The organism is Rhodovulum adriaticum (assembly GCF_004345735.1).
GTDB lineage: Bacteria > Pseudomonadota > Alphaproteobacteria > Rhodobacterales > Rhodobacteraceae > Rhodovulum > Rhodovulum adriaticum.
Genome location: NZ_SLXL01000005.1, coordinates 132,526 through 150,985, shown reverse-complemented (window position 1 = coordinate 150,985; position 18,460 = coordinate 132,526). Strand labels below are relative to the sequence as shown.

Here is an 18,460-nt window from a genome sequence, read left to right as displayed (position 1 = left end):
TGGCGCCTTTTCCGGCGTGTCGGGCAGGGCGCGGGATAAATTTTCCGTCAGCCGGGGCTCAGCTCCAGGGGGCCGCCCCGCCCATTGCGCGCCCGGGGCCGTGCCCATGCCCGGCGGGACCGGCGTTGAAAACGGGCCGGGGCACGGGGCCGCGCAGCGCCGGGCCATAGCCCAGCACAAAGGCCGCCCAGCCGATGCACCACAGCCCGGCGGCCAGGCTCAGCAGTCCCGTATAGGCGCCCAGCCAGACGGGCGCGGCCATCCGCGCCAGCACCGCCGCCCAGATCGCGCCATAGGCCAGCAGCAGGACAGGCCCCAGGTGCAGCACCGTGCCCGCGCGCCGGGCGGCCGCGCGGCTGGCAATAGACAGCGCCAGCCCTGCCATCGCCCCCATCATCATCACGTGGATCGTGTCCGCCGCGCGCCAGGGCAGGGGAACCAGGGTCGCCGCCCCCGTCAGCACCAGCCCCAGCGGCAGCCAGGCAAAGGCCAGGTGCAGCATCGCGGCGGGGGCATAGCCGCGCACCGCCCATGACCGCCACCCCACCATCCGGGCAAGCTGTGCCAGACCCGCGGCGATCAGCAGGGCGGCGCTGGCCTGCGCCCATCCCGCCAGCGTGGCGACCAGCGCGGCCAGCAGCAGGGCCAGGCCCAGCCGGTCGGCCCAGGGGCGCAGGCGGGGCGCGCGGGCATTGTCGGACTGGCGCAGGTGGTTGGCGGTAAAGGCCGGGGTCATGCCGCCCGCGATGACCGACACCTTGATGGTAAAGAACAGCACCAGCACCCGTGTTGCCGCCGCCGGATCGGGCCAGGCCAGTGCGCCCAGAGAGGACGCGACAAAGGCCGCATCGGCCAGCCCCAGGAACGCGATCGCCAGCGGCAGAAAGGCCCGGTCCCACCGTCCCCGCACCGCACGGGCAAAGATCGCCGTAAACCCGGTGTAAAAGGCAAGGCCCGGCCCCAGCACCAGCCATAGCGGCAGGCCCTCTGCGCCGATCAGCACCGCGCGTGCGGCCAGCCACAGCACCGCCAGCCCGGCCAGCGCCGCGCCGGTCGGGCGCTGCCCGCCGGTCCAGTTGGGCAGCGCCGTCAGGAAGAACGCCGCCATGCAGGCGCCGCCGAATCCGACGGTCATCTCATGCGCGTGCCACAGGGTGGGGGTGCCCAGGCTGGGGCAGGGCAGGCCAACGGCGTACCCCCACTGGAACCAGGCCAGCGCCAACACGGCCCAAAGCCCCGCCAGAACGAAGAAAATGCGATGTGGCGACAACAGGATGTCATGGGGCAGGGCGGTGGCGTGCTGCTGGCCGGTGCCGCTTGCCCGCTGTTGCCCCTGCTGGTGCATGTTCGCCCCGCCATTCCTGATTTCTTTTGTCGGAATAGGCGAGGCGCCCCGCGCGGGCAAGTGTGGTTGCTGCGACCGATGCGCGCCGGGGGGTCAGTCGCGCCGGATCAGCCCGACCAGCGGCATCACCGCCTTGTCCACCACCGGCACCAGCAACGCCCCCAGCCCCAGCCCGAACAGGCCAGAGCCAAGCGCCGTCAGCAGCCATTCGATGGCGCCGCCGACCGTGGGTATCGCATGGCCCGCCGCGGCGGCGATGTCGTGCAGCAGATGCGCGGGCGCGGCCAGGCCGAACACCTCAAGGCTGTGCAGCACGATGCCGCCGCCCACCCAAAGCATCGCCAGCGTGCCCACCGTGGCCAGCACCGTCAGAACGCCGGGCATGATGCGCACCAGCCCGCGCCCGGCCGCCGCGATGATCCGCGACCCCGACCGCGCCATCGCCACCCCGGCATCGTCGGCCTTCACGATCAGCGCGACGGCGCCATAGACCAGCAGCGTGATGAACAACCCCACCAGCGCCAGCGCGATCGCCTTGGTATGGATGGGCGAGGTCGCGGGTAGCGCGGACAGGGTGATCGCCATGATTTCCGCCGACAGGATCAGGTCCGTCTTGACCGCCGAGCGCACCTTGCGATCCTCGAACCGTTCCATCGCCTCGGGCGTCTGGGGGGCGACCGAGATATCGGTTTCGGTTTTGTGGTGGGCGGCGGGGGCGATCCAGTGGTGCACCTTTTCGGCGCCTTCGAAACACAGGAACAGCCCGCCCAGCATCAGGATCGGCTGCACCGCCCAGGGCGCCAGCACCGACAGCGCCAGCGCGCCGGGCAGCAGGATCACCAGCTTGTTGATAAGCGAGCCGCGCGCGATGCGGGCGACGATCGGCAATTCCCGTTGCGCCGCCAGCCCAGTGACATAGCTGGGCGTGACGGCGGTGTCGTCGATCACCACCCCGGCGGATTTCGTCCCTGCCTTGAACGCCTGCGCGCTGGCATCGTCCAGCGAGGCCGCCGCCGCCCTGGCGATCAGGGTGACATCGTCGAGAAGGGCAAGAAGTCCGGAACTCATGACGCGCTGTCCTGGTTTTCTGCTCGTGCCGCATCCTGCCCGAAAAGCCGCGCCGGTGCAGCCCCTTGCAGGGCCTTAGTTCTGCGACGAGGGGGGCCAGTCGACCCCGCGTTTTTCCATGTAGGGGCGGAAATACTCGCGGAAGGCGGGGAAGCCCTCGGCCAGCATCAGGAACGCCTCGCGGTCGACGACCAGCACGCGGGTATCCTCCAGCGCGTGCACGCTGGTCTGGCGCCGGCTGGCCCCCAGGATCAGCCGTTCGCCGAAATGCCCGCCGGGGCCGATGATGCGGCGGCTGACCTCGCCGGTTTCGGGATCCTCGCGCACCATTTCCACCGTCCCCGAAATGACCGAGTAGAACCCGTCAGATCGGTGTCCGGCCTCATAAACCTTGTCGCCAGAGCGGTAGTGGATATAGCGCAGTTGCGGCTGGGCGTGGGTGCGCAGTTGCACCAGGTTGCGCGCCCCCAGAATGTCCAGCAGCCAGTTGAACATCACCTGAATACGGGTCGCGATACCGGGCAGCAGCGCCAAGTAATAGGAGCGCCACAGCACCCAGGCAATGAAGCCGGTGAACTGGTAGCCGAAGATTTCCGCCACGCCACGCTTGGCCCCCAGAGAGGCCAACGCCCCGCGCGAGGTATAGGCAAACGGGCGCGGGGCCTTGCCCTTCAGCGTGGCGGCGATGCTGTTGGCGATCTGCTTGGCCTCGCGCACGGCGAATTGTGCGGTGGGCGGCGCGAAATCGGTGCGTTCGCTGGCGTCGTCCTTCAGCGGGATCAGCGCACAATCGCCAAGCGCCCAGACATCCGCGCGCCCCTCGGCGCGCAGGGTGCGGTCCACCTTCAGCCGCCCATGCGCATGGGGCAGATCCATGTCGCGCACGACCGGCAGCGGCGCGTTGCCGATCGTGGCGACGATGGTGCGGGTGTCGATCACCTCGCCCGTCGTGGTGACAAGCTGCGTGCCGGTGGCGCTGGCAACGCCGGTGTTCAGCTTCAGCGTGATGCCGTGTTTTTGCAGGTGCTCGGCGGCGTAATCGCCCAGCCGTTCGGGCATCTCGCCCAGGATGCGCCCGGCATATTCGACCAGGATCACCCGAACCTCTGAGGGATCGATATTGGGGTAATAGGGCAGCGAGCGGTCGATCAGTTCCTTCAGCTCGCCCACGGTTTCCACGCCGGAAAAGCCGCCGCCGACCACCGTGAAGGTCAGCGCGCCGCGCTTGGTTTCCGGCACCTGGCTGACCTGGGCGTGTTCCAGTTGTTCGATGACATGGCCCCGCAGGCGGCGGGCGTCCTCCAGCGTTTTCATGCGCAGGGCGTGTTCGTCCAGCCCCGGCATGCGCGACAGGTCCACGCCCTGGCCCAGGGCCACGACCAGGTGGTCATAGGGCACCTGGGTCGGGCGGCGCTGGATGCCCTGGAACACGGTGACGATTCGACGCTCGATATCGACGTTGTCGATCACCGCCTTGCGGACATGCACGCCCTTGAGCAGCACCCGCAGCGGCGAAACCGCGTGTGCGGGGGTGATCGACCCTGCGCCGACCTCGGGCAGGAGCGGCTGGAAAACGAAGTAGTTTTCCGCGTTGATCAGCTCGATATGGGCCTTGCGGCCCAGCTTGCGGCGCAGGGCGCGGGCGGCATACATGCCGCCGAAGCCGCCGCCAAGGATGACGATGCGTTTGCTCAAGGGTTTTCTCCGCTGCTGCGTCGCAGCATAGCGGATCGGCAGCACAGGACCAGTGCGCGCATCGCCGCCCCGCAGACAAGAACGAAAAAGGGCGCCCGTCGGGGCGCCCTCAAAACCGGGTGTGACCGGAATCAGGCCAGCGCGATGTTCGTCGCGGCCTCGCGGCCATCACGGCCGGATTCGATGTCGAAGGTCACCTTCTGGTTGTCGGCCAGGGTGCGCAGGCCGGCGCGTTCCAGTGCGGTGATGTGCACGAACACGTCCTTGCTGCTACCATCGGGCGCGATGAAGCCATAACCTTTGGTTTCGTTGAACCATTTCACGGTGCCAGTGGCCATCCGTCTGTCTCCTTACAATATGCCGCTCGCGTTGGTGCAGCGGCCCGGCGCAGTCAGTGGTCGATCGAGGAAACTGACAGCCGGTGAAGGTAGACAGTGGTCGAAAGTCGTAACGTCGCAAGAAATGCATGCGCCATAAACCGTCGCAATGCAAGAAAATTCGCAGAACGTCTGGGCGGTGGCGCGGTTGACCGATGCCCGGGCGCGGCCCAGTCTGGCGCCATGGCGCAGGCGATCCTGATCCTTGGGGCGGCGATGCGGCCCGACGGCACGCCCGGCCCGGCGCTGGTCCGGCGGGCCCGTCACGGGGCGGCGTTGTGGCAGGCCCGGCCCGGTGCGCTGATCGTGGCCAGCGGCGCGGGCGGCGAGGCCGCGGCCATCGCCGCGCTGTGCCGTGGCGCCGGCGTGCCGGCCGAACGGATCGTCGAGGAACCTGCCGCGCGCCGCACTGTCGAGAATATCCGCCACGCCCTGCCACTGTTGCAGGCCCGCGGCGTGGACGAGGTGATCCTGGTCACCGATGACTATCACATGCCCCGCGCGCGGCTGTTGGCCCGGCGGGTGGGGCTGCGGGCCACTGCCTCCGTGCCACCGCGCGATCCGGCGCGCAGCCGCCCGCACCGGCGGCTAAGGATGATCCTGCGCGAGGCCGCCGCCTATCTGGCGACGCTGCTGGGCCTTAGCGGTAGACATCGACCGTGACATAGCGGCCCTGGTTGCCCCAGCCCCAGACCTTGACCACCACGGTCGCCCCGCCATTGACGATGGCATTGGCCGCCGGCGCGGGCATGTTCCCCTGCATCAGCATGCGTTCCATCGCCGCGCGGTTGTTCATGTCGGCGAAGAAGCGGTCGCCCTGATCCATCGGGTCGCGCCGGCCGAAGCGGTGAAAGTTCGCCCGGTCCTGGCGCAGGATCTGATAGGGTTCCCACAGGCGTACGCCCTTGGAATTGTACAGGTCGTGCCCGCCGATATAGGCGACATACTGGTCCAGCAGGTCATCTGCGGCCGCGGGCACGGCGGCGAACACGGCCAGTGCCGCCGCGGCGGCGCGAATGAGTGTCTTCATGGGTGGGGCCCTCCCGTTGCAGGCACGTTCCACCACCATGATTGCACCCGGCGCCGCCGCGCACCTTGATATCCGTCAACAAGCGGTGGCGCCTCAGTCGAAGCTGCCGAAAACGTCGTACATCACGGGTTCAAAGCTTTTGCACAGGGCGGAAATCCGGCGGTTGCGCGCGCGCATCTCTTCGGACCGCAGCATTGCCTGGAAATCCTCGCGCCGCTGCCATTGCGAGTAGTTGGCGATGCGGGTCTGCGCGTCGTTCACATGCAGGCCCGCCCCGATAAAGCCGGGCTGCTTGGAGATGAAATTCGTATAGGCGTCGTCCAGCTCGTCCAGCAGGTCCTGGCAGGTGCCCGGGGTCACGTCGAAAGTGGTGATGACGGTCTGAAGCTCGGCATCGCGGGAAATGGTGGGCATGGGTCTGTCTCCGTGGGTTGCTGCCTGCGGGGGGCGCGGGAACTGAACTGTCGCGATGGCGGGCCGCGCCCCGGCCCCGCAATCGGGCAGTCGGGCCGGGCTAGCGCAGGATATGCACAGCGCAGGGCGCGTGGCGCACCACCCGCGAGGCGGTGGAGCCCAGGAAATAGTCCTGCAGGCCGGGCCGGTGGGAATGCAGCACAATGCAATCCACGTCCTTGCGCGCGGCGTAATCGACGATGGTATTGGCCGCGTGGCCGGACACCACCTTGATCTCTATGTCCGATTCAGCGGCCAGGTCGGCGGCAAGCTCTTCGTGGATCGTGGTCCGCGTGCGGGCGTCCTGATCCTCGGGCAGGTATTGCGCGACGTAAGGCGGTGCCGATTCGGCGACCGTCAGGGCGGTGATCGTGCCGCCCTCGGCCCGCAGGCGGCGCGCGATGGCCAGCACCTCGGGCAGGTGGGGGTCGTGATCGGCAGCGACGGGGACGAGGATATTCTTGTACATGGTTTGCCTCCCTCTGGGGCTCAGAATGGCACGCGGCCGCGGTCCCGGCAATGAGGCAGAGCATTCGCGGCGCCGGTTTCGGAATGCGCTCAGTCGCGCCTGACGGTGTTCAGCACCTCGGCGGCCAGCGCGTCGATCTCGGTGCTGGCGGGGCCATGGCGGGGCAGTTCGTGCACGCCGCGCCCCTGTCCCAAGGCCTCGGCATAGGCGACGCGGTTGGCCAGTTGGGCCGCGGCCAGATCGCTGCCCAGCCCGGCGGCGGTTTCGCCGATTTCGGTGGCCAGCCGGGTGCCTGCGCGCATCCGGTTCAAGACGACCAGCACCTGCCGGTCCTCGCGCCGGGCCAGGTCCAGCACGCCCTCGGTCGCCCACAGATCCACATGGCTGGCGGCGACGGGCACCAGCACCAGTGCGGCGGCCCGCAGCGCCGGGCGCAGGTCGCTGTCGGCCTTGGGCGGGGTGTCGATCAGCACGATGTCGTGGGCGCGGGCCAGTTTCTCGGTCTCATACCCCACGCCCCAGGCCGAGGCAGTGGAAAACTCCATCCCCGGGCCATCGGTGCGGGCCTCGTGGCGGGTCATGAACCAGCGGCCCAGGCTGCCCTGGGGGTCGGTGTCCAGCAGCGCGACGCTCAGCCCCTGCCGGGCAAAGGCCACGGCCAGGTTGGCGGCCAGCGTCGTCTTGCCCGACCCGCCCTTTTGCTGCGCGATGGTTATGATCGTCCCGGCCATGGATGCCCCTGTTTGTGCTGCATCGCAGCATATGCGCCGCCTGGGTGTTTGCCCAGCCCCCGCGATGCGCCGCGCTCAATCGCCTGTGGCGTCGGTCACGCTCAGCCCCAGCAGGCGCCACACCTGCATGCCGCCGCGGTAATAGTGGATGCGTTCGGCCGGATAGCCCGCCTCGATCATGCGGCGGATCGCGGTGGGCGACTGGCCGCACCACGGCCCGTTGCAGAACAGCGCCACCTCGCGTGCGTCCTCGCAGGCCCAACCGTCGAAATCCAGCGCGCAGCCCAGCTCGGCCAACCGATCGACCGTTTCGGTATAGGGCATGTTCACCGCGCCGGGGATCGATCCGCTTTCGAACCAGGATTGCGTGCGGCTGTCGATCACGATCACGTCGGGATTTTCCAGCATCTCCAGCAACTCGATCTCGCCGATGGTGTCCACGCCCTCGGCGGGGATCATCGGTTGGATGCAGAAGGGCGGGCAGGGGCGCGATGTGCGCGCCCATTCGCCGCTGAGTTCATGTTCGGTGTCCTGGATGCGCGAAATCTCGGCGCTGCCGCCGGGGGTCTGGACGGTCACGCTCATCCGGTCTGGGCGGATGCCGACGCCATCCTCGGCCCACAGGGGGGTGGCTGCCGCAAGGGCCAGCGCAACCGCTGCAATCGTTCGTTTCATGTCTGTCTCCCTTTTCCCGCGATCAGCAAAGCGCAGCCCGGCGCGGCGCGCAAGGCTGGGCAAAGCGGGCCGGGTGGCCCATCATGCCCAAAACAAGGAGGAGAGATGCCCGCCAACGACCCGTTCCTGCCCGCGGACGAGACCGCGCGCACCCTGGCCCGTGACCTGATCCGCGATGCACGCTTTGCCGCGCTGGGGGGGTTGGCGCAGGGCGCGCCCTTCGTTACCCGGATCGCGCTGGTTCGGGGGCCGGACGGCGTGCCGCTGACGCTGGTGTCCGACCTTGCCCCGCATACGGCGGCGCTGCGGGCGGACCCGCGCTGCTCGGTCCTGGTGGGGGAGCCGGGGGAAAAGGGCGATCCGCTGACCCATCCCCGCCTGACCCTGCAGGCGCGGGCCGCGTTCGTGGCGCGGGATGGGGCAGAGTACGCCGCGCTGCGCGACCATTACCTGGCACAACAGCCAAAGGCGCAGCTTTACATCGATTTCGCCGATTTTCACCTGGTGCGGCTGATGCCAGAGGCGGGCCACCTGAACGGCGGGTTCGGGCGGGCCTGGCGGCTGACGGCGGCGGATCTGGGCCAGCCATGAAAAGGGGCCGCGCCCGGCGCGGCCCCTCCACCGTATCGTTGCCCTGTCAGACGGGGTTGTCCATCCGCGCCGTGACCTGCACGCGGCCCTTGCACGCCTCGGGCCAGACCAGCGCGACGGACCGCCCGTCGCTGCCCTGCTGCGGCTTGGCATAGGGCATGCCCGAAACCGGGCTGCCCGTGTCGCCGCGGATCGCGTTTTCCGCCAGAACGGATGTCACGGTGCGCACCCGCCCGCCAAAGGGCAGGATGTCGCCGAATTCCAGCGTCCATGTCGTCTGCGCCGAGGCGATGTCGAATTCCAGCGTCACCGGGTTGGCGATCACTTGTGCGACCCCGTTGAAGGCATTGCCCTGAACGGTGATGTTGCGCGCCAGGGTCATGTCCAACTCCGCATGGGTGGTGTCGACGTGATCGACCCGGTCGATCTTGCCGTTGATCGCCCGGAACACGTTGCCCGACAGGTTCAGACCCTGGATGAAATGGCCCGGCCCGTGCGGTTTGAACACGAACCAGTGGAACCACGGCGCCACATCGTTCACGGTAAAGATGTTGCCCGTCACGGTCAGCCCGCCAAAGGTATATTCCGACGAGAAATCCGGCGCGGCGTCGTGTTCGTTCGTCCACTCGATGAAGCTGTTGTCGATATAGTTGCCGGTGATCGTCGTCTTGACGTTGGGCTGGGTCAGCACGATCCCGGCAACGCGGGTGCCGTCGGTTTCGGTATCGCCCTGAAACCAGTGGTTGTTGGCGATGACGTGGCCCGACCCGTGCATCACCAGGAAATGGGCAAAGCGCACCACGCGGTTGTCGCGGATCTTGGCGTCGTTGTCGTTGATGTTGACGGCGATGGTCGTCCGGTCCTGCGCGCGCATCGGCTGTTCGTTCGAAATGAACTGGCAGCGGTCGATCAGCATGCCATAGCACCCCTTGCCGTGCGAGGTGATCCCGCGATCCCTGGGCTTGGTGATGAAGCAGTCCCGCAAGTGAAAGATCTGCCCCGCGGGCGGCAGCAGGATCGCGCTGGCCTCGCCGTCGCACTGGAACTCGATATCGTCCAGAACGAACTTGTCCAGTGCCGAGAAGCCGCTGAAATCAAGGATGTATTTGAACCGCGTAAAGGTGTAGGTCTGTGTGCCCGCGGCATCGAACAGCGGCTGGCTGAGGGTCAGGGTCGCCGCGCCCGGGTTCACCTCGCGGACATAGACCTCGCGCCCCACGCCCAGCCCCTGCACCAGCGATCCGACCGGAATGCTGGCGATATTGGCGACATTGGTCAGCTTGGTCGGGGAGGCGGTCGAATAGGTCGCCTGCGACGTGACCTGCACGCTGTCCCAGGCAGAAGAGGGTTTGGCGTAGAACTGTCCGCGTCGGATCACCCGGCGGATCGCGTAGAAATCCTTGTTCGCGACGGCGGCCTGCATGTCGATCGGCTCGGTCAGTTCGATCCGGCGGCCGCCCATGTCCAGGCTTTCGTGGTCGGAGTAGTTGAACAGCACCGCAACCGCCCGGCGGAACGCCTCCAGCTCATCGCCGAAGGCGGTGATATAGGTCGGCAGGTCATAATTCTTGGTCAGGGTCAGCCGCTTGTCCGCGGGCATGCTGACCGTGCCCTGAAACCGCACGCGGTTCTCAAAGGTGACGTGATCGGCCAGCCAGAAGCGGCCCTCGGGCACCAGCACCTGGCGCCCGTTCGCGGCGGCGTCCGCGGCGGCAAAGGCGGCGCTGTCATCGGTCACGCCATCGCCCAGGGCGCCGTAATCGCGCACGTCCACCCAGTTCATCATGTCGCGCAGAAAGGCGGCGGTGACATCCTCCACCACCAGATCGTCGATGCGCACCACGCCGCCGTCCTGCCCGGTCAGGTCCAGCCCGACATGGGCATAGACCGGCGCCAGGCCCCATGGCATGTCCACGCCGCCGCGATGGCCGGTGCCGATGATGGCGCTGACGGTTTCCACCTTGCCATAGGTGGTCAGCGGGGTTGCCGGGCCGGTTTCGACCAGATCGGCGACGTGATCCCCGTTGCCGTCGCCCGCCCAGGCGGCGATCCGCACCTCGGGCAGGTTGCCCGACAGCGCTTTGACGCGCGCGGTAACGCGCAGATAGCAGCCGGGCAGGATTGGCGTCTGGCCCATGTGGCGCAGGCACTGCACCTCTTCGGTCTTGAGCAGTTCCAGGCAGTCGGCGAAATCCTGGTCGGCGGGCACCAGCGCCGCGTCGTCCGCGCCGTCATAGGTCAGGCTGCCGGGCGTGCCGTCCTCGCGCGACCACATGTCCAGCCCCTGGGCAAAGGGCGGTGGCATCAGCACCAGCCCATCGGTAATCGCCTTGTTCATCGAAACCCCTTTCCGGCTGCGTTCCGGCTGCGCATGACGAAAGGCCGCGCGCGCCCGGTCCGGGCGGTGCGGTCCTCGAATGTCAGCCGTTTTCCTGAGAAGGCCCGGCACCCTGCGGCGCGAGGCGGGCGTCGTGCTAGCAAACAAAGGCTAATGGGGGCTTAAGGCCGCAGCGCGCGGTGGGGCGAGATTCGGCGCTGCGCGCGGAAAGCTGCAAGAAAACTGCCGATTTTGTTGCGCTGCAGCATAAGCTTTGTGCATTTGCCTGTTCGGGGTGCGGTGCGCCGTCGCGATCCGGGGGGAAATCGGCCTTGGGCTGGACAAGCTGGGGCCATTCGAAAAGGATGGGGATGTAATCTCGTAACCCGAAAGATGATCCGTGCACGGGATCGGCCTTGTCCGGTATCGTGCGCCAGCCATGCCCATGCGCCCAGAATGTTTCCCGCTTGATACCGTTTGCGAAGCCGCCAAGATCCTGACCGGGGCCAGCGATCCGGTCGCGGCCATGCCGTCGGTGCTGAATGTCCTGTCCTCGTTCATGGGCCTGGAAACGGGGGCGCTGGCGCTGCTGGATGACAGCGGCGGCAAGGCGGGGCCGATCAATCCGTTCCTGATCGCCGCCACGACCAAGGGGTCCGCGACGCTGCCCGCTACCACCGGCGCGCTGCCGGTCGAGGTGACGCGCACGGTGTTTCGCACCGGGGTCACGCTGGTATCGCGCGATGTCACCGCCGATATCGGCCCCGCGGGCCTGCCCAAGGGGGCGTCGCACGACCGTTACGCCTTTATCGCGGTGCCGATCCGCGAACAGGTGCATTCGCCCTATGTCATCGGCGTTCTGGGTGCCTGGCGCGACCTGACCGATGGCGGTTGGGAACTGCTGGACGAGGCGCAGCGCGTCATGACGATGATCGCCTCGATCCTGGAACAGTCGATCAAGTTCCGCCGCCTGGTCGCCCGCGACCGCGAACGCCTGATGGAAGAGGCGCGCCTGGCCCTGCGCAAGGCCAACGAAAAGGATGTCGGCCCGGTGCCTGCGCCGCCCCAGCCGATCGAGGGCGTCATCGGCGACAGCCCCGCGATCAAGGCGGTGATCGCCCAGATCCGCAAGGTGGCGCCGACCAACACCCCCGTCCTGCTGCGCGGCGAAAGCGGCACCGGCAAGGAATTGTTCGCCCGCGCCGTGCACGCCCTGTCCGATCGCAAGGACAAACCCTTCGTCAAGGTCAACTGCGCCGCGCTTAGCCAAAGCTTGCTGGAATCGGAACTGTTCGGGCACGAAAAAGGTTCGTTCACAGGGGCCGTTTCGCAAAAGAAGGGCCGCTTCGAACTGGCCGACAAGGGCACCCTGTTTCTGGACGAGATCGGCGAGATCGGGCCGGAATTCCAGGCCAAGCTGCTGCGCATCCTGCAAGAGGGTGAGTATGAAAGGGTCGGTGGCACCCGCACGCTGAAGGTGGACGTGCGCCTGGTCACCGCCACCAACCGCGACCTAGAGGCCGCCGTCGCCCGTGGCGATTTCCGGGCCGACCTGTATTTCCGCATCTGCGTGGTGCCCATCGTGTTGCCGCCGCTGCGCGAGCGGCTGGAGGATGTGCCGGTGCTGGCGCAGACCTTCCTGACGCGGTTCAACGCCGAAAACGGCATGGACAAGCGGCTGACGCCCGAGGCGCTGAACCTGCTGACGCGCTGCCAGTTTCCCGGCAATGTGCGCGAGTTGGAAAACTGCATCAGCCGCGTCGCGGCCCTGTCCTCGGGGGCCGAGATCGACGCGCAGGAACTGGCCTGTAGCCAGGGCAATTGCCTGTCGGCGGATCTGTGGCGCATGCAGACGGGCGAACATTCGCCCATCGGTGGGCTGGCGGCCCGCATGCCCCTGCCGGTGATCGACAGCAGCCGCGATCCGCGCCCTGCGCCCAGCCCCTGTCCGCACCCCAGCCCTGTCTGTTCGGCGCCGGCACCGTCGGCCCCGCCAGCGGAACCGGCGGTGCCCCCGCAGGATGACCGGGCGCGCCTGCTGGACGCGATGGAGCGCGCCGGCTGGGTCCAAGCCAAGGCCGCGCGCCTGCTGGGCCTGACCCCGCGCCAGATCGGCTATGCCCTGAAAAAGCACGGGATCGAGGTCCGCAAATTCTAGGCTTATCCGCGCGCGTCCTGCGTCACGGCGGGGCAAAGCGTCCGGCCAGAGGACCACGGGGCATCGCACCAGGTAGCAGGGCATTCGGGAATCCGCTGGTCCTGAACTTGCTGGTGCGGGCAACGGTACATGCCCCGGCGCAGGGCGGGCCCGCCGGTATCCGGGCGGCGCACGGTCCGGGGCATGCGGATTTCGTGCATGTTGGGCATGGCGTCTCCTCCTTGGTTTTGTTACCTGATTTCATTTCGACCGGCGCCGTACCGGTCCGCGGGCACCATCGCATGGGGCTGCACACACAGGGCTGACACCGCCGGTCAGCCGGATGTCAGGGGTGGGAAGGCCGCCCGCGCATGATTTGTCGCCTTTGCGACGCACTGTCGGCCCCGCGACAGGACAAGGTGCGCCCTACACACGTGCAGCCCACGAAATGCAGCGCTACTTGGCTTGGCACGCTCTCTGCTTCTTCTTTCGGTGACGCGAACCGAAGGAGAGTGCCCATGTCCGCCCCCCTGATCCCGATTTCCGGCCTTGCCGTCTCCAACCGACAGGAGATGGGGAAAAACCTGGCCAAGGGGGGGTGTTCGTCCAGCAGCTGCGGCTCGTCCGCCGGACCCGCGGACATGGACCCGGAAACCTGGGCCAAGGTCAAGGATCACCCCTGCTATTCCGAAGAGGCGCACCACTACTTCGCCCGGATGCATGTCGCGGTCTCGCCCGCGTGCAACATCCAGTGCAACTACTGCAATCGCAAATACGACTGCGCCAACGAAAGCCGCCCGGGCGTGGTGTCCGAACGCCTGACGCCCGAACAGGCCGCGCGCAAGGTGCTGGCCGTGGCCGCCGAGGTGCCCCAGCTTTCCGTTCTGGGCATCGCCGGGCCGGGGGATGCCGCGTATGACTGGCGCAAGACCAAGGCGACCTTCGATCTGGTGTCGCAGCGCCTGCCCGACATCAAGCTGTGCCTGTCTTCCAACGGTTTGGCCCTGCCCGATCACATCGATGAAATCGTGGCGATGAACATCGACCACGTTACGATCACCATCAACGCCATCGACCCCGAGATCGGCGCGCAGATCGTTCCGTGGATCTTCTACGAACGCAAGCGCCGCACCGGGGTAGAGGCCGCAACCATCCTGCGCGACCGCCAGCTTCAGGCGCTGGAAATGCTGCATGAACGCGGCGTTCTGGTAAAGGTGAACTCGGTCCTGATCCCCGGCATCAACGACGACCACCTGATCGAGGTGAACAAGGCGGTCAAGGCGCGCGGCGCCTTCCTGCACAACATCATGCCGCTGATTTCCGACCCCGCCCACGGCACCCATTTCGGCCTGACCGGCCAGCGCGGCCCGACCGCGGCCGAGCTGAAGAAGGTGCAGGACGCCTGCGCCGGCGGTGCCAACCTGATGCGCCATTGCCGCCAGTGCCGCGCCGACGCCGTGGGCCTGCTGGGCGAGGATCGCGGCCAGGATTTCACCCTGGACAAGCTGCCCGAGGAAATCGAGGACGCCCCCGAGGCCCGCGAAGCCTACCGCGCTTGGGTGGCCGAGGAACGCAAGGACCGCCAGGCCGCCGCTGGGCTGGCCGAGCAGGCCGCCGCGGCTGCCGAGGCGCCCACCCTCTTTGCGGTCTGCACCCGTGGTTCGGGCCGGATCAACCTGCATTTCGGCAAGGCGACCGAGTTCCAGATCTACGAGGCCGATGCCGACGGTATCAGCTTCGTCGGGCATCGGCGCGCCGACAATTACTGCCTGGGCGGCTATGGCGATGCCGAGCGGATGGACGAGATCATCAAGGTTCTGGACGATGTGCCCTACGTCCTGTGCCAGATGATCGGCAACGGTCCGCGCAAGCGGCTGGCCGACGCGGGCATCGAGGCCATCGACAGCCTGGGCGAGGAATATATCGAAACCGCCATCGCCAGCATTCTGCAATCGCGCCGCGCGCATCGCGACCAGGCCGCCCAGGGCGCCTGAGCGCGCCGCCCGCAAGGAGACCGCCATGTCCTTCAGGATCGTCGAGTCGAACTGCACCGCCTGCGGCGCCTGCGAATTCGAATGCCCGAACGCCGCGATTTCCTACACCGGGGGCACCTTCGTCATCGATCCGGACAAGTGCACCGAATGCGCGGGCCAATACGAGAATCCGCAATGCGCCGAGGTCTGCCCGGTGCCCGAAACCTGCATCCCGGTCTGAGCGTGCGATGTCAGGTGGACCCGATCCGGTGGACTGGCAGGGGCAGGCGCTGGACTGCGCCACCTGCCGCTTTGCGCCCCTCTTGGCCGGGCGGCAATGCGGGCAGGGCTGGGCCTGCGCCTTTGACCGCTACGCCCCCCGGATCGCCCGGTTCTTCATGCTGAACCCGGATGCCGCCAACGCGTGCCTGGATGCGCCCTATCACGAAACCCGCGCGCAGGCCGCGCGCGTGGCCAACGTTTTCCGGCTGAAGCCGCTGCTGAACGATCCCGATCCGGGCGTGCGGGCCGTGGCGGCACTGCGCCTGCCTGCGGCCCAGGCCCGCGCGGCCCTGGGCGATCCCGACCGCGAGGTGCGGATTGCCCTGGCCTGGCGGATGCCGCTGACCGACCTGATGCCGCTGTTGCGGGACGAGGACGCCTATGTGCGCCAGATCGCGGCGCGTCGCGTCGATCCGGGCGTGCTGCCTATCCTGATGCACGATCCCGACCCCGAAATCCGGGTCATCGTCGCCCGGCGCATCGCGCCGCGCTGGCTGGACACGATGCGCGCCGACCCCGAACCGCTGGTCCGCCGCGCCGTGGCCGCCCGGATCGACACCGTGGCGCTGCCCGTGCTGGCCGATGACCCCGATCTGCGCGTGCGCCACGCCGTGGCCGAACGCGCCGACGCCGCCCTGGCCCGGCGCCTGCTGCGCGACCCCGAACCCCCGGTGCGCGATGCCGCGTCCGAGCGGCTGGCCGAACTTGACCCGAAAGGAAGCGCCGATGTCCACTGACGACCGCGAGATAGAGATTTACGGCCCGCCCGCCTTTGACCCCGGCGACAAGGTGCGCGCGCGCAAGCATATCCGCAACGACGGCACCGTGCCCGGCTGCGAGGTGGGCGAATTCGTCGTCCGCAAGGGCGAGGTCGGCTATATCCGCGACATCGGCACCTTCCTGAACCAGTTCTACATCTACGCGGTCGAATTCGTGGACAGCCGGTCCATCGTCGGCATGCGCAAGGACGAACTCGACAGCCTCGAAAAGGAGACAGCCAAATGAAGATCATGGTCCGCGAAACGCCCAAGGGTATGGAAGTCTACGTGCCCAAGAAAGATCTCGAAGAGATCATCGTCGAATCCGAGAAACCGGAAATCTGGGGCGGCTGGGCGAAACTCTCGAACGGCTGGACCTTTGATATGCCCGCCTTCGACGAGGCGCCGAAACTGCCGATCACGGTGGACGCCCGCCGTCTGTCGGTCGAGTAGGGCGATGCCGGGCCCCGACCGCCTGTCCGAGCTGCTGGCCGAGGTCGCCGAAGGGCGCCGCGTTCCCTATCTGGGGGCTGGCGTGGCCGCACTGGCAGGGGGGCAGATGCCCGCCTCTCCGCCCGAGCTGTGCGCCGCGATCGAGGCAAAGGTGCGCGCGCCGAAACGGGCCCGCGGCAACATGTGGTCGGTGGCGCAATTCGTCGAAAGCCGACGCTTCCGCAAGACGCTTGAGGCTATCGTGCAAGAGGCCTTTGCCGATCAGCCCGCCCCCGGCCCGCTGCACCGCTGGCTGGCCCGGGTCCGCCCGCCCCTGCTGGTCGATGCCTGGTATGACAGCAGCATCATAGAGGCGCTGCAAACCGAGAACCGGCCTGGCTGGGGCCTTGTCCAGGGCGTCAGCCGCAACGGCGAGTCGCACGAGATCTGGACGCGCGCCTACGATGCGGCGCTGACCCTGATCGGCGAACAGCCCGACCCGGATTGGGAGATGCTGGTCTACAAACCCCACGGGGTCATCCGTCCGGGCCATTCTTTCCTGATGTCGGACAGTGACTATGTCGAGGTTCTGACAGAGATAGACATTCAATCGCCGATCCCCGACGAGGTGCAGAACCGCCGCAGCGGCCGCCCCTTTTTGTTCCTGGGCTGCCGCTTCGACGATCAGATGCTGCGCCTGTTCGCCCGCCAGATCGCCAAACGGTCCGCCCCCGGCCACGCGGCGGTGATCGCGGGCGATCTGACCCGGATGGAGGCGCGGTTCATGGATGAATTGGGGATCGAGCGGCTGGACCTGCCGCTGGACGCCGTGGTCGAGGCGCTATCGACCCCCGTCTGACATGAGCGCGCTTGCGCGCGCGCACCTTTACTTGGCGGCCCCCATCCGGGGGCCGCTTTGTTTTTGGGTATTTCATCCAAGAAGAAGGGCAGGGTCTTCTTCTTGGGGAAAATACCCATGGCGTGACGGGTGCAAGACGTGTCCGGCGCGGGAAAAGAGCCTGTGTCGCAGTTTTGTCAGGTTCGACACATGTGCCTGCGGCAGCCGCTATTTCGACAACCATTTGTAATCGCTTTAAAAATTAGATTCACGGCCTTGGCACGCTTGCTGCTTGTGAAGGGGCGAGAGCGGCCGCGACGGCTTCTCGCGACACCGGATAGACAAAGCTGCAAAGGACCAATCCCATGAGCGACCTGAGACAGATCGCCTTTTACGGCAAGGGTGGCATCGGTAAATCCACCACCTCGCAGAACACGCTGGCCGCCCTGGTCGAGATGGACCAGAAAATCCTGATCGTCGGCTGCGACCCCAAGGCGGACTCCACCCGTCTGATCCTGAACACCAAGATGCAGGACACCGTGATCCAGATGGCCGCCGAGATGGGGTCGGTCGAGGATCTCGAACTCGAAGACGTGATGAAGGTCGGCTACAAGGGCATCAAGTGCACCGAGGCCGGTGGCCCCGAGCCGGGGGTCGGCTGTGCCGGCCGCGGCGTGATCACCGCGATCAACTTCCTGGAAGAAAACGGCGCCTATGACGATGTGGACTACGTGTCCTACGACGTGCTGGGCGACGTTGTGTGCGGCGGCTTCGCCATGCCGATCCGCGAGAACAAGGCCCAGGAAATCTACATCGTCATGTCGGGCGAGATGATGGCGCTGTATGCCGCCAACAACATTTCCAAGGGCATTCTGAAATACGCCAACTCCGGCGGTGTGCGCCTGGGCGGCCTGATCTGCAACGAGCGTCAGACCGACCGCGAAATCGACCTGTCCGAGGAACTGGCCAAGAAGCTGGGCACCCAGCTGATCCACTTCGTGCCGCGCGACAACGTGGTGCAGCACGCCGAGCTGCGTCGTCAGACCGTCATCCAGTACTCGCCGGACTGCAAGCAGGCCCAAGAATACCGCACGCTGGCCGAAAAGGTCCACGCGAACTCGGGCAAGGGCGTCGTTCCGACCCCGGTGACCATGGAAGAGCTGGAAGAGATGCTGCTCGATTTCGGCATCATGCAGTCCGAGGAAGATCGTCTCGCCGCCATCGCCGCGGAAGAGGCCAAGTCGGCCTAAGCGTCCCCCCGTTCCGGGCCGGTGGCGCTGGTCGCCGGC

21 protein-coding genes are annotated in these 18,460 nt (G+C 67.2%); 10 read left to right on the top strand and 11 right to left on the bottom strand.

Annotated elements, in window-relative coordinates; genetic code table 11:
* Nucleotides 1-58 precede the first annotated feature (58 nt).
* The 4 genes from EV656_RS09655 to EV656_RS09640 all read right to left on the bottom strand — a co-directional run bounded on the left by EV656_RS09655 (nt 59) and on the right by EV656_RS09640 (nt 4,446).
* Nucleotides 59-1,345: an NnrS family protein gene (locus tag EV656_RS09655; RefSeq protein ID WP_132602942.1), complete on the bottom strand. Its 1,287-nt coding sequence runs from the start codon at nt 1,343-1,345 to the stop codon at nt 59-61.
* Between the two features lie 93 nt (nt 1,346-1,438).
* Entirely contained in the window at nt 1,439-2,413 is a 975-nt protein-coding gene (locus tag EV656_RS09650) for a DUF808 domain-containing protein (protein WP_132602939.1), read from the bottom strand.
* A 75-nt stretch (nt 2,414-2,488) separates the two neighbouring features.
* Entirely contained in the window at nt 2,489-4,108 is a 1,620-nt protein-coding gene (locus EV656_RS09645; RefSeq protein WP_132602936.1) for an FAD-dependent oxidoreductase, read from the bottom strand.
* Nucleotides 4,109-4,239: 131 nt separating this feature from the next.
* Entirely contained in the window at nt 4,240-4,446 is a 207-nt protein-coding gene (locus tag EV656_RS09640) for a cold-shock protein (protein WP_132602933.1), read from the bottom strand.
* Nucleotides 4,447-4,668: 222 nt separating this feature from the next.
* Here EV656_RS09640 and EV656_RS09635 point away from each other — a divergent pair, with 222 nt between their 5' ends.
* Nucleotides 4,669-5,148, top strand: coding sequence for a YdcF family protein (locus EV656_RS09635; RefSeq protein WP_132602930.1), 480 nt, complete (start codon nt 4,669-4,671; stop codon nt 5,146-5,148).
* Here EV656_RS09635 and EV656_RS09630 read toward each other — a convergent pair.
* The 5 genes from EV656_RS09630 to EV656_RS09610 form a co-directional block, all read right to left on the bottom strand.
* Nucleotides 5,126-5,515, bottom strand: a complete 390-nt coding sequence (locus EV656_RS09630; RefSeq protein ID WP_132602927.1) for a hypothetical protein — start codon at nt 5,513-5,515, stop codon at nt 5,126-5,128. The genes EV656_RS09635 and EV656_RS09630 overlap by 23 nt on opposite strands.
* A 93-nt stretch (nt 5,516-5,608) precedes the next feature.
* Nucleotides 5,609-5,929, bottom strand: a complete 321-nt coding sequence (locus EV656_RS09625; protein ID WP_132602924.1) for an antibiotic biosynthesis monooxygenase family protein — start codon at nt 5,927-5,929, stop codon at nt 5,609-5,611.
* 100 nt (nt 5,930-6,029) lie between these two features.
* The gene (locus EV656_RS09620) at nt 6,030-6,437 is read right to left on the bottom strand and encodes a universal stress protein (protein ID WP_132602921.1); all 408 of its coding nucleotides are present in this window, start codon (nt 6,435-6,437) and stop codon (nt 6,030-6,032) included.
* Nucleotides 6,438-6,526: 89 nt separating this feature from the next.
* Nucleotides 6,527-7,168 carry a ParA family partition ATPase gene (gene parA, locus EV656_RS09615; protein ID WP_132602918.1) on the bottom strand — a complete coding sequence of 214 codons (642 nt, stop codon included), beginning with the start codon at nt 7,166-7,168 and terminating at the stop codon, nt 6,527-6,529.
* Between the two features lie 75 nt (nt 7,169-7,243).
* A complete protein-coding gene (locus EV656_RS09610) occupies nt 7,244-7,843 on the bottom strand; it encodes a rhodanese-like domain-containing protein (protein WP_132602915.1) in 600 nt (199 codons plus the stop codon).
* Between the two features lie 105 nt (nt 7,844-7,948).
* Here EV656_RS09610 and EV656_RS09605 point away from each other — a divergent pair, with 105 nt between their 5' ends.
* Nucleotides 7,949-8,434, top strand: a complete 486-nt coding sequence (locus EV656_RS09605; RefSeq protein WP_132602912.1) for a HugZ family pyridoxamine 5'-phosphate oxidase — start codon at nt 7,949-7,951, stop codon at nt 8,432-8,434.
* Between the two features lie 46 nt (nt 8,435-8,480).
* On the opposite strand, the gene EV656_RS09600 is transcribed toward EV656_RS09605, so the two are convergent.
* On the bottom strand, nt 8,481-10,772 hold the full coding sequence (locus tag EV656_RS09600; protein WP_132602909.1) for a glycosyl hydrolase family 28-related protein: 2,292 nt from the start codon (nt 10,770-10,772) through the stop codon (nt 8,481-8,483).
* Between the two features lie 418 nt (nt 10,773-11,190).
* Here EV656_RS09600 and nifA point away from each other — a divergent pair, with 418 nt between their 5' ends.
* Nucleotides 11,191-12,909 (top strand): nif-specific transcriptional activator NifA, encoded by a 1,719-nt coding sequence (gene nifA, locus EV656_RS09595; RefSeq protein WP_132602906.1) that lies wholly within the window; start codon nt 11,191-11,193, stop codon nt 12,907-12,909.
* 2 nt (nt 12,910-12,911) lie between these two features.
* Here the strand turns inward: nifA and EV656_RS09590 are convergent, their stop codons facing one another.
* Complete coding sequence (locus EV656_RS09590; protein WP_132602903.1) at nt 12,912-13,118, bottom strand: hypothetical protein; 207 nt, start codon at nt 13,116-13,118, stop codon at nt 12,912-12,914.
* A 288-nt stretch (nt 13,119-13,406) separates the two neighbouring features.
* On the opposite strand from EV656_RS09590, the gene nifB reads away from it, so the two are divergent.
* The 7 genes from nifB to nifH all read left to right on the top strand — a co-directional run bounded on the left by nifB (nt 13,407) and on the right by nifH (nt 18,421).
* On the top strand, nt 13,407-14,882 hold the full coding sequence (nifB, locus tag EV656_RS09585; RefSeq protein WP_132602900.1) for a nitrogenase cofactor biosynthesis protein NifB: 1,476 nt from the start codon (nt 13,407-13,409) through the stop codon (nt 14,880-14,882).
* 25 nt (nt 14,883-14,907) lie between these two features.
* Nucleotides 14,908-15,102 (top strand): 4Fe-4S binding protein, encoded by a 195-nt coding sequence (locus EV656_RS09580; RefSeq protein ID WP_132602897.1) that lies wholly within the window; start codon nt 14,908-14,910, stop codon nt 15,100-15,102.
* 7 nt (nt 15,103-15,109) lie between these two features.
* Nucleotides 15,110-15,880 (top strand): 4Fe4S-binding leucine-rich repeat protein, encoded by a 771-nt coding sequence (locus EV656_RS09575; protein WP_132602894.1) that lies wholly within the window; start codon nt 15,110-15,112, stop codon nt 15,878-15,880.
* Nucleotides 15,870-16,148, top strand: a complete 279-nt coding sequence (locus EV656_RS09570) for a nitrogen fixation protein NifZ (RefSeq protein ID WP_132602891.1) — start codon at nt 15,870-15,872, stop codon at nt 16,146-16,148. The genes EV656_RS09575 and EV656_RS09570 overlap by 11 nt, the downstream gene beginning before the upstream one ends.
* Nucleotides 16,145-16,354: a putative nitrogen fixation protein NifT gene (gene nifT, locus EV656_RS09565; protein WP_132602888.1), complete on the top strand. Its 210-nt coding sequence runs from the start codon at nt 16,145-16,147 to the stop codon at nt 16,352-16,354. Before EV656_RS09570 ends, nifT begins: the two co-directional genes overlap by 4 nt.
* Before the next feature lie 4 nt (nt 16,355-16,358).
* Nucleotides 16,359-17,192 carry an SIR2 family NAD-dependent protein deacylase gene (locus EV656_RS09560; RefSeq protein WP_132602885.1) on the top strand — a complete coding sequence of 278 codons (834 nt, stop codon included), beginning with the start codon at nt 16,359-16,361 and terminating at the stop codon, nt 17,190-17,192.
* Nucleotides 17,193-17,536: 344 nt separating this feature from the next.
* A complete protein-coding gene (nifH, locus tag EV656_RS09555; protein ID WP_132602882.1) occupies nt 17,537-18,421 on the top strand; it encodes a nitrogenase iron protein in 885 nt (294 codons plus the stop codon).
* Nucleotides 18,422-18,460: the final 39 nt, after the last annotated feature.

Excerpts from the sequence above, each read along its gene's own strand:
- EV656_RS09625 (WP_132602924.1), bottom strand. The coding sequence starts at position 5,929 with ATGCCCACCATTTCCCGCGATGCCGAGCTTCAGACCGTCATCACCACT.
- EV656_RS09635 (WP_132602930.1), top strand. The coding sequence starts at position 4,669 with ATGGCGCAGGCGATCCTGATCCTTGGGGCGGCGATGCGGCCCGACGGC.
- nifA (WP_132602906.1), top strand. The coding sequence starts at position 11,191 with ATGCCCATGCGCCCAGAATGTTTCCCGCTTGATACCGTTTGCGAAGCC.
- EV656_RS09560 (WP_132602885.1), top strand. The coding sequence starts at position 16,359 with ATGCCGGGCCCCGACCGCCTGTCCGAGCTGCTGGCCGAGGTCGCCGAA.
- nifH (WP_132602882.1), top strand. The coding sequence starts at position 17,537 with ATGAGCGACCTGAGACAGATCGCCTTTTACGGCAAGGGTGGCATCGGT.
- EV656_RS09655 (WP_132602942.1), bottom strand. The coding sequence starts at position 1,345 with ATGCACCAGCAGGGGCAACAGCGGGCAAGCGGCACCGGCCAGCAGCAC.
- EV656_RS09575 (WP_132602894.1), top strand. The coding sequence starts at position 15,110 with ATGTCAGGTGGACCCGATCCGGTGGACTGGCAGGGGCAGGCGCTGGAC.
- parA (WP_132602918.1), bottom strand. The coding sequence starts at position 7,168 with ATGGCCGGGACGATCATAACCATCGCGCAGCAAAAGGGCGGGTCGGGC.
- nifB (WP_132602900.1), top strand. The coding sequence starts at position 13,407 with ATGTCCGCCCCCCTGATCCCGATTTCCGGCCTTGCCGTCTCCAACCGA.
- EV656_RS09580 (WP_132602897.1), top strand. The coding sequence starts at position 14,908 with ATGTCCTTCAGGATCGTCGAGTCGAACTGCACCGCCTGCGGCGCCTGC.
- EV656_RS09570 (WP_132602891.1), top strand. The coding sequence starts at position 15,870 with ATGTCCACTGACGACCGCGAGATAGAGATTTACGGCCCGCCCGCCTTT.
- EV656_RS09640 (WP_132602933.1), bottom strand. The coding sequence starts at position 4,446 with ATGGCCACTGGCACCGTGAAATGGTTCAACGAAACCAAAGGTTATGGC.
- EV656_RS09610 (WP_132602915.1), bottom strand. The coding sequence starts at position 7,843 with ATGAAACGAACGATTGCAGCGGTTGCGCTGGCCCTTGCGGCAGCCACC.
- EV656_RS09650 (WP_132602939.1), bottom strand. The coding sequence starts at position 2,413 with ATGAGTTCCGGACTTCTTGCCCTTCTCGACGATGTCACCCTGATCGCC.
- EV656_RS09605 (WP_132602912.1), top strand. The coding sequence starts at position 7,949 with ATGCCCGCCAACGACCCGTTCCTGCCCGCGGACGAGACCGCGCGCACC.
- EV656_RS09600 (WP_132602909.1), bottom strand. The coding sequence starts at position 10,772 with ATGAACAAGGCGATTACCGATGGGCTGGTGCTGATGCCACCGCCCTTT.
- EV656_RS09590 (WP_132602903.1), bottom strand. The coding sequence starts at position 13,118 with ATGCCCAACATGCACGAAATCCGCATGCCCCGGACCGTGCGCCGCCCG.
- EV656_RS09620 (WP_132602921.1), bottom strand. The coding sequence starts at position 6,437 with ATGTACAAGAATATCCTCGTCCCCGTCGCTGCCGATCACGACCCCCAC.
- nifT (WP_132602888.1), top strand. The coding sequence starts at position 16,145 with ATGAAGATCATGGTCCGCGAAACGCCCAAGGGTATGGAAGTCTACGTG.
- EV656_RS09630 (WP_132602927.1), bottom strand. The coding sequence starts at position 5,515 with ATGAAGACACTCATTCGCGCCGCCGCGGCGGCACTGGCCGTGTTCGCC.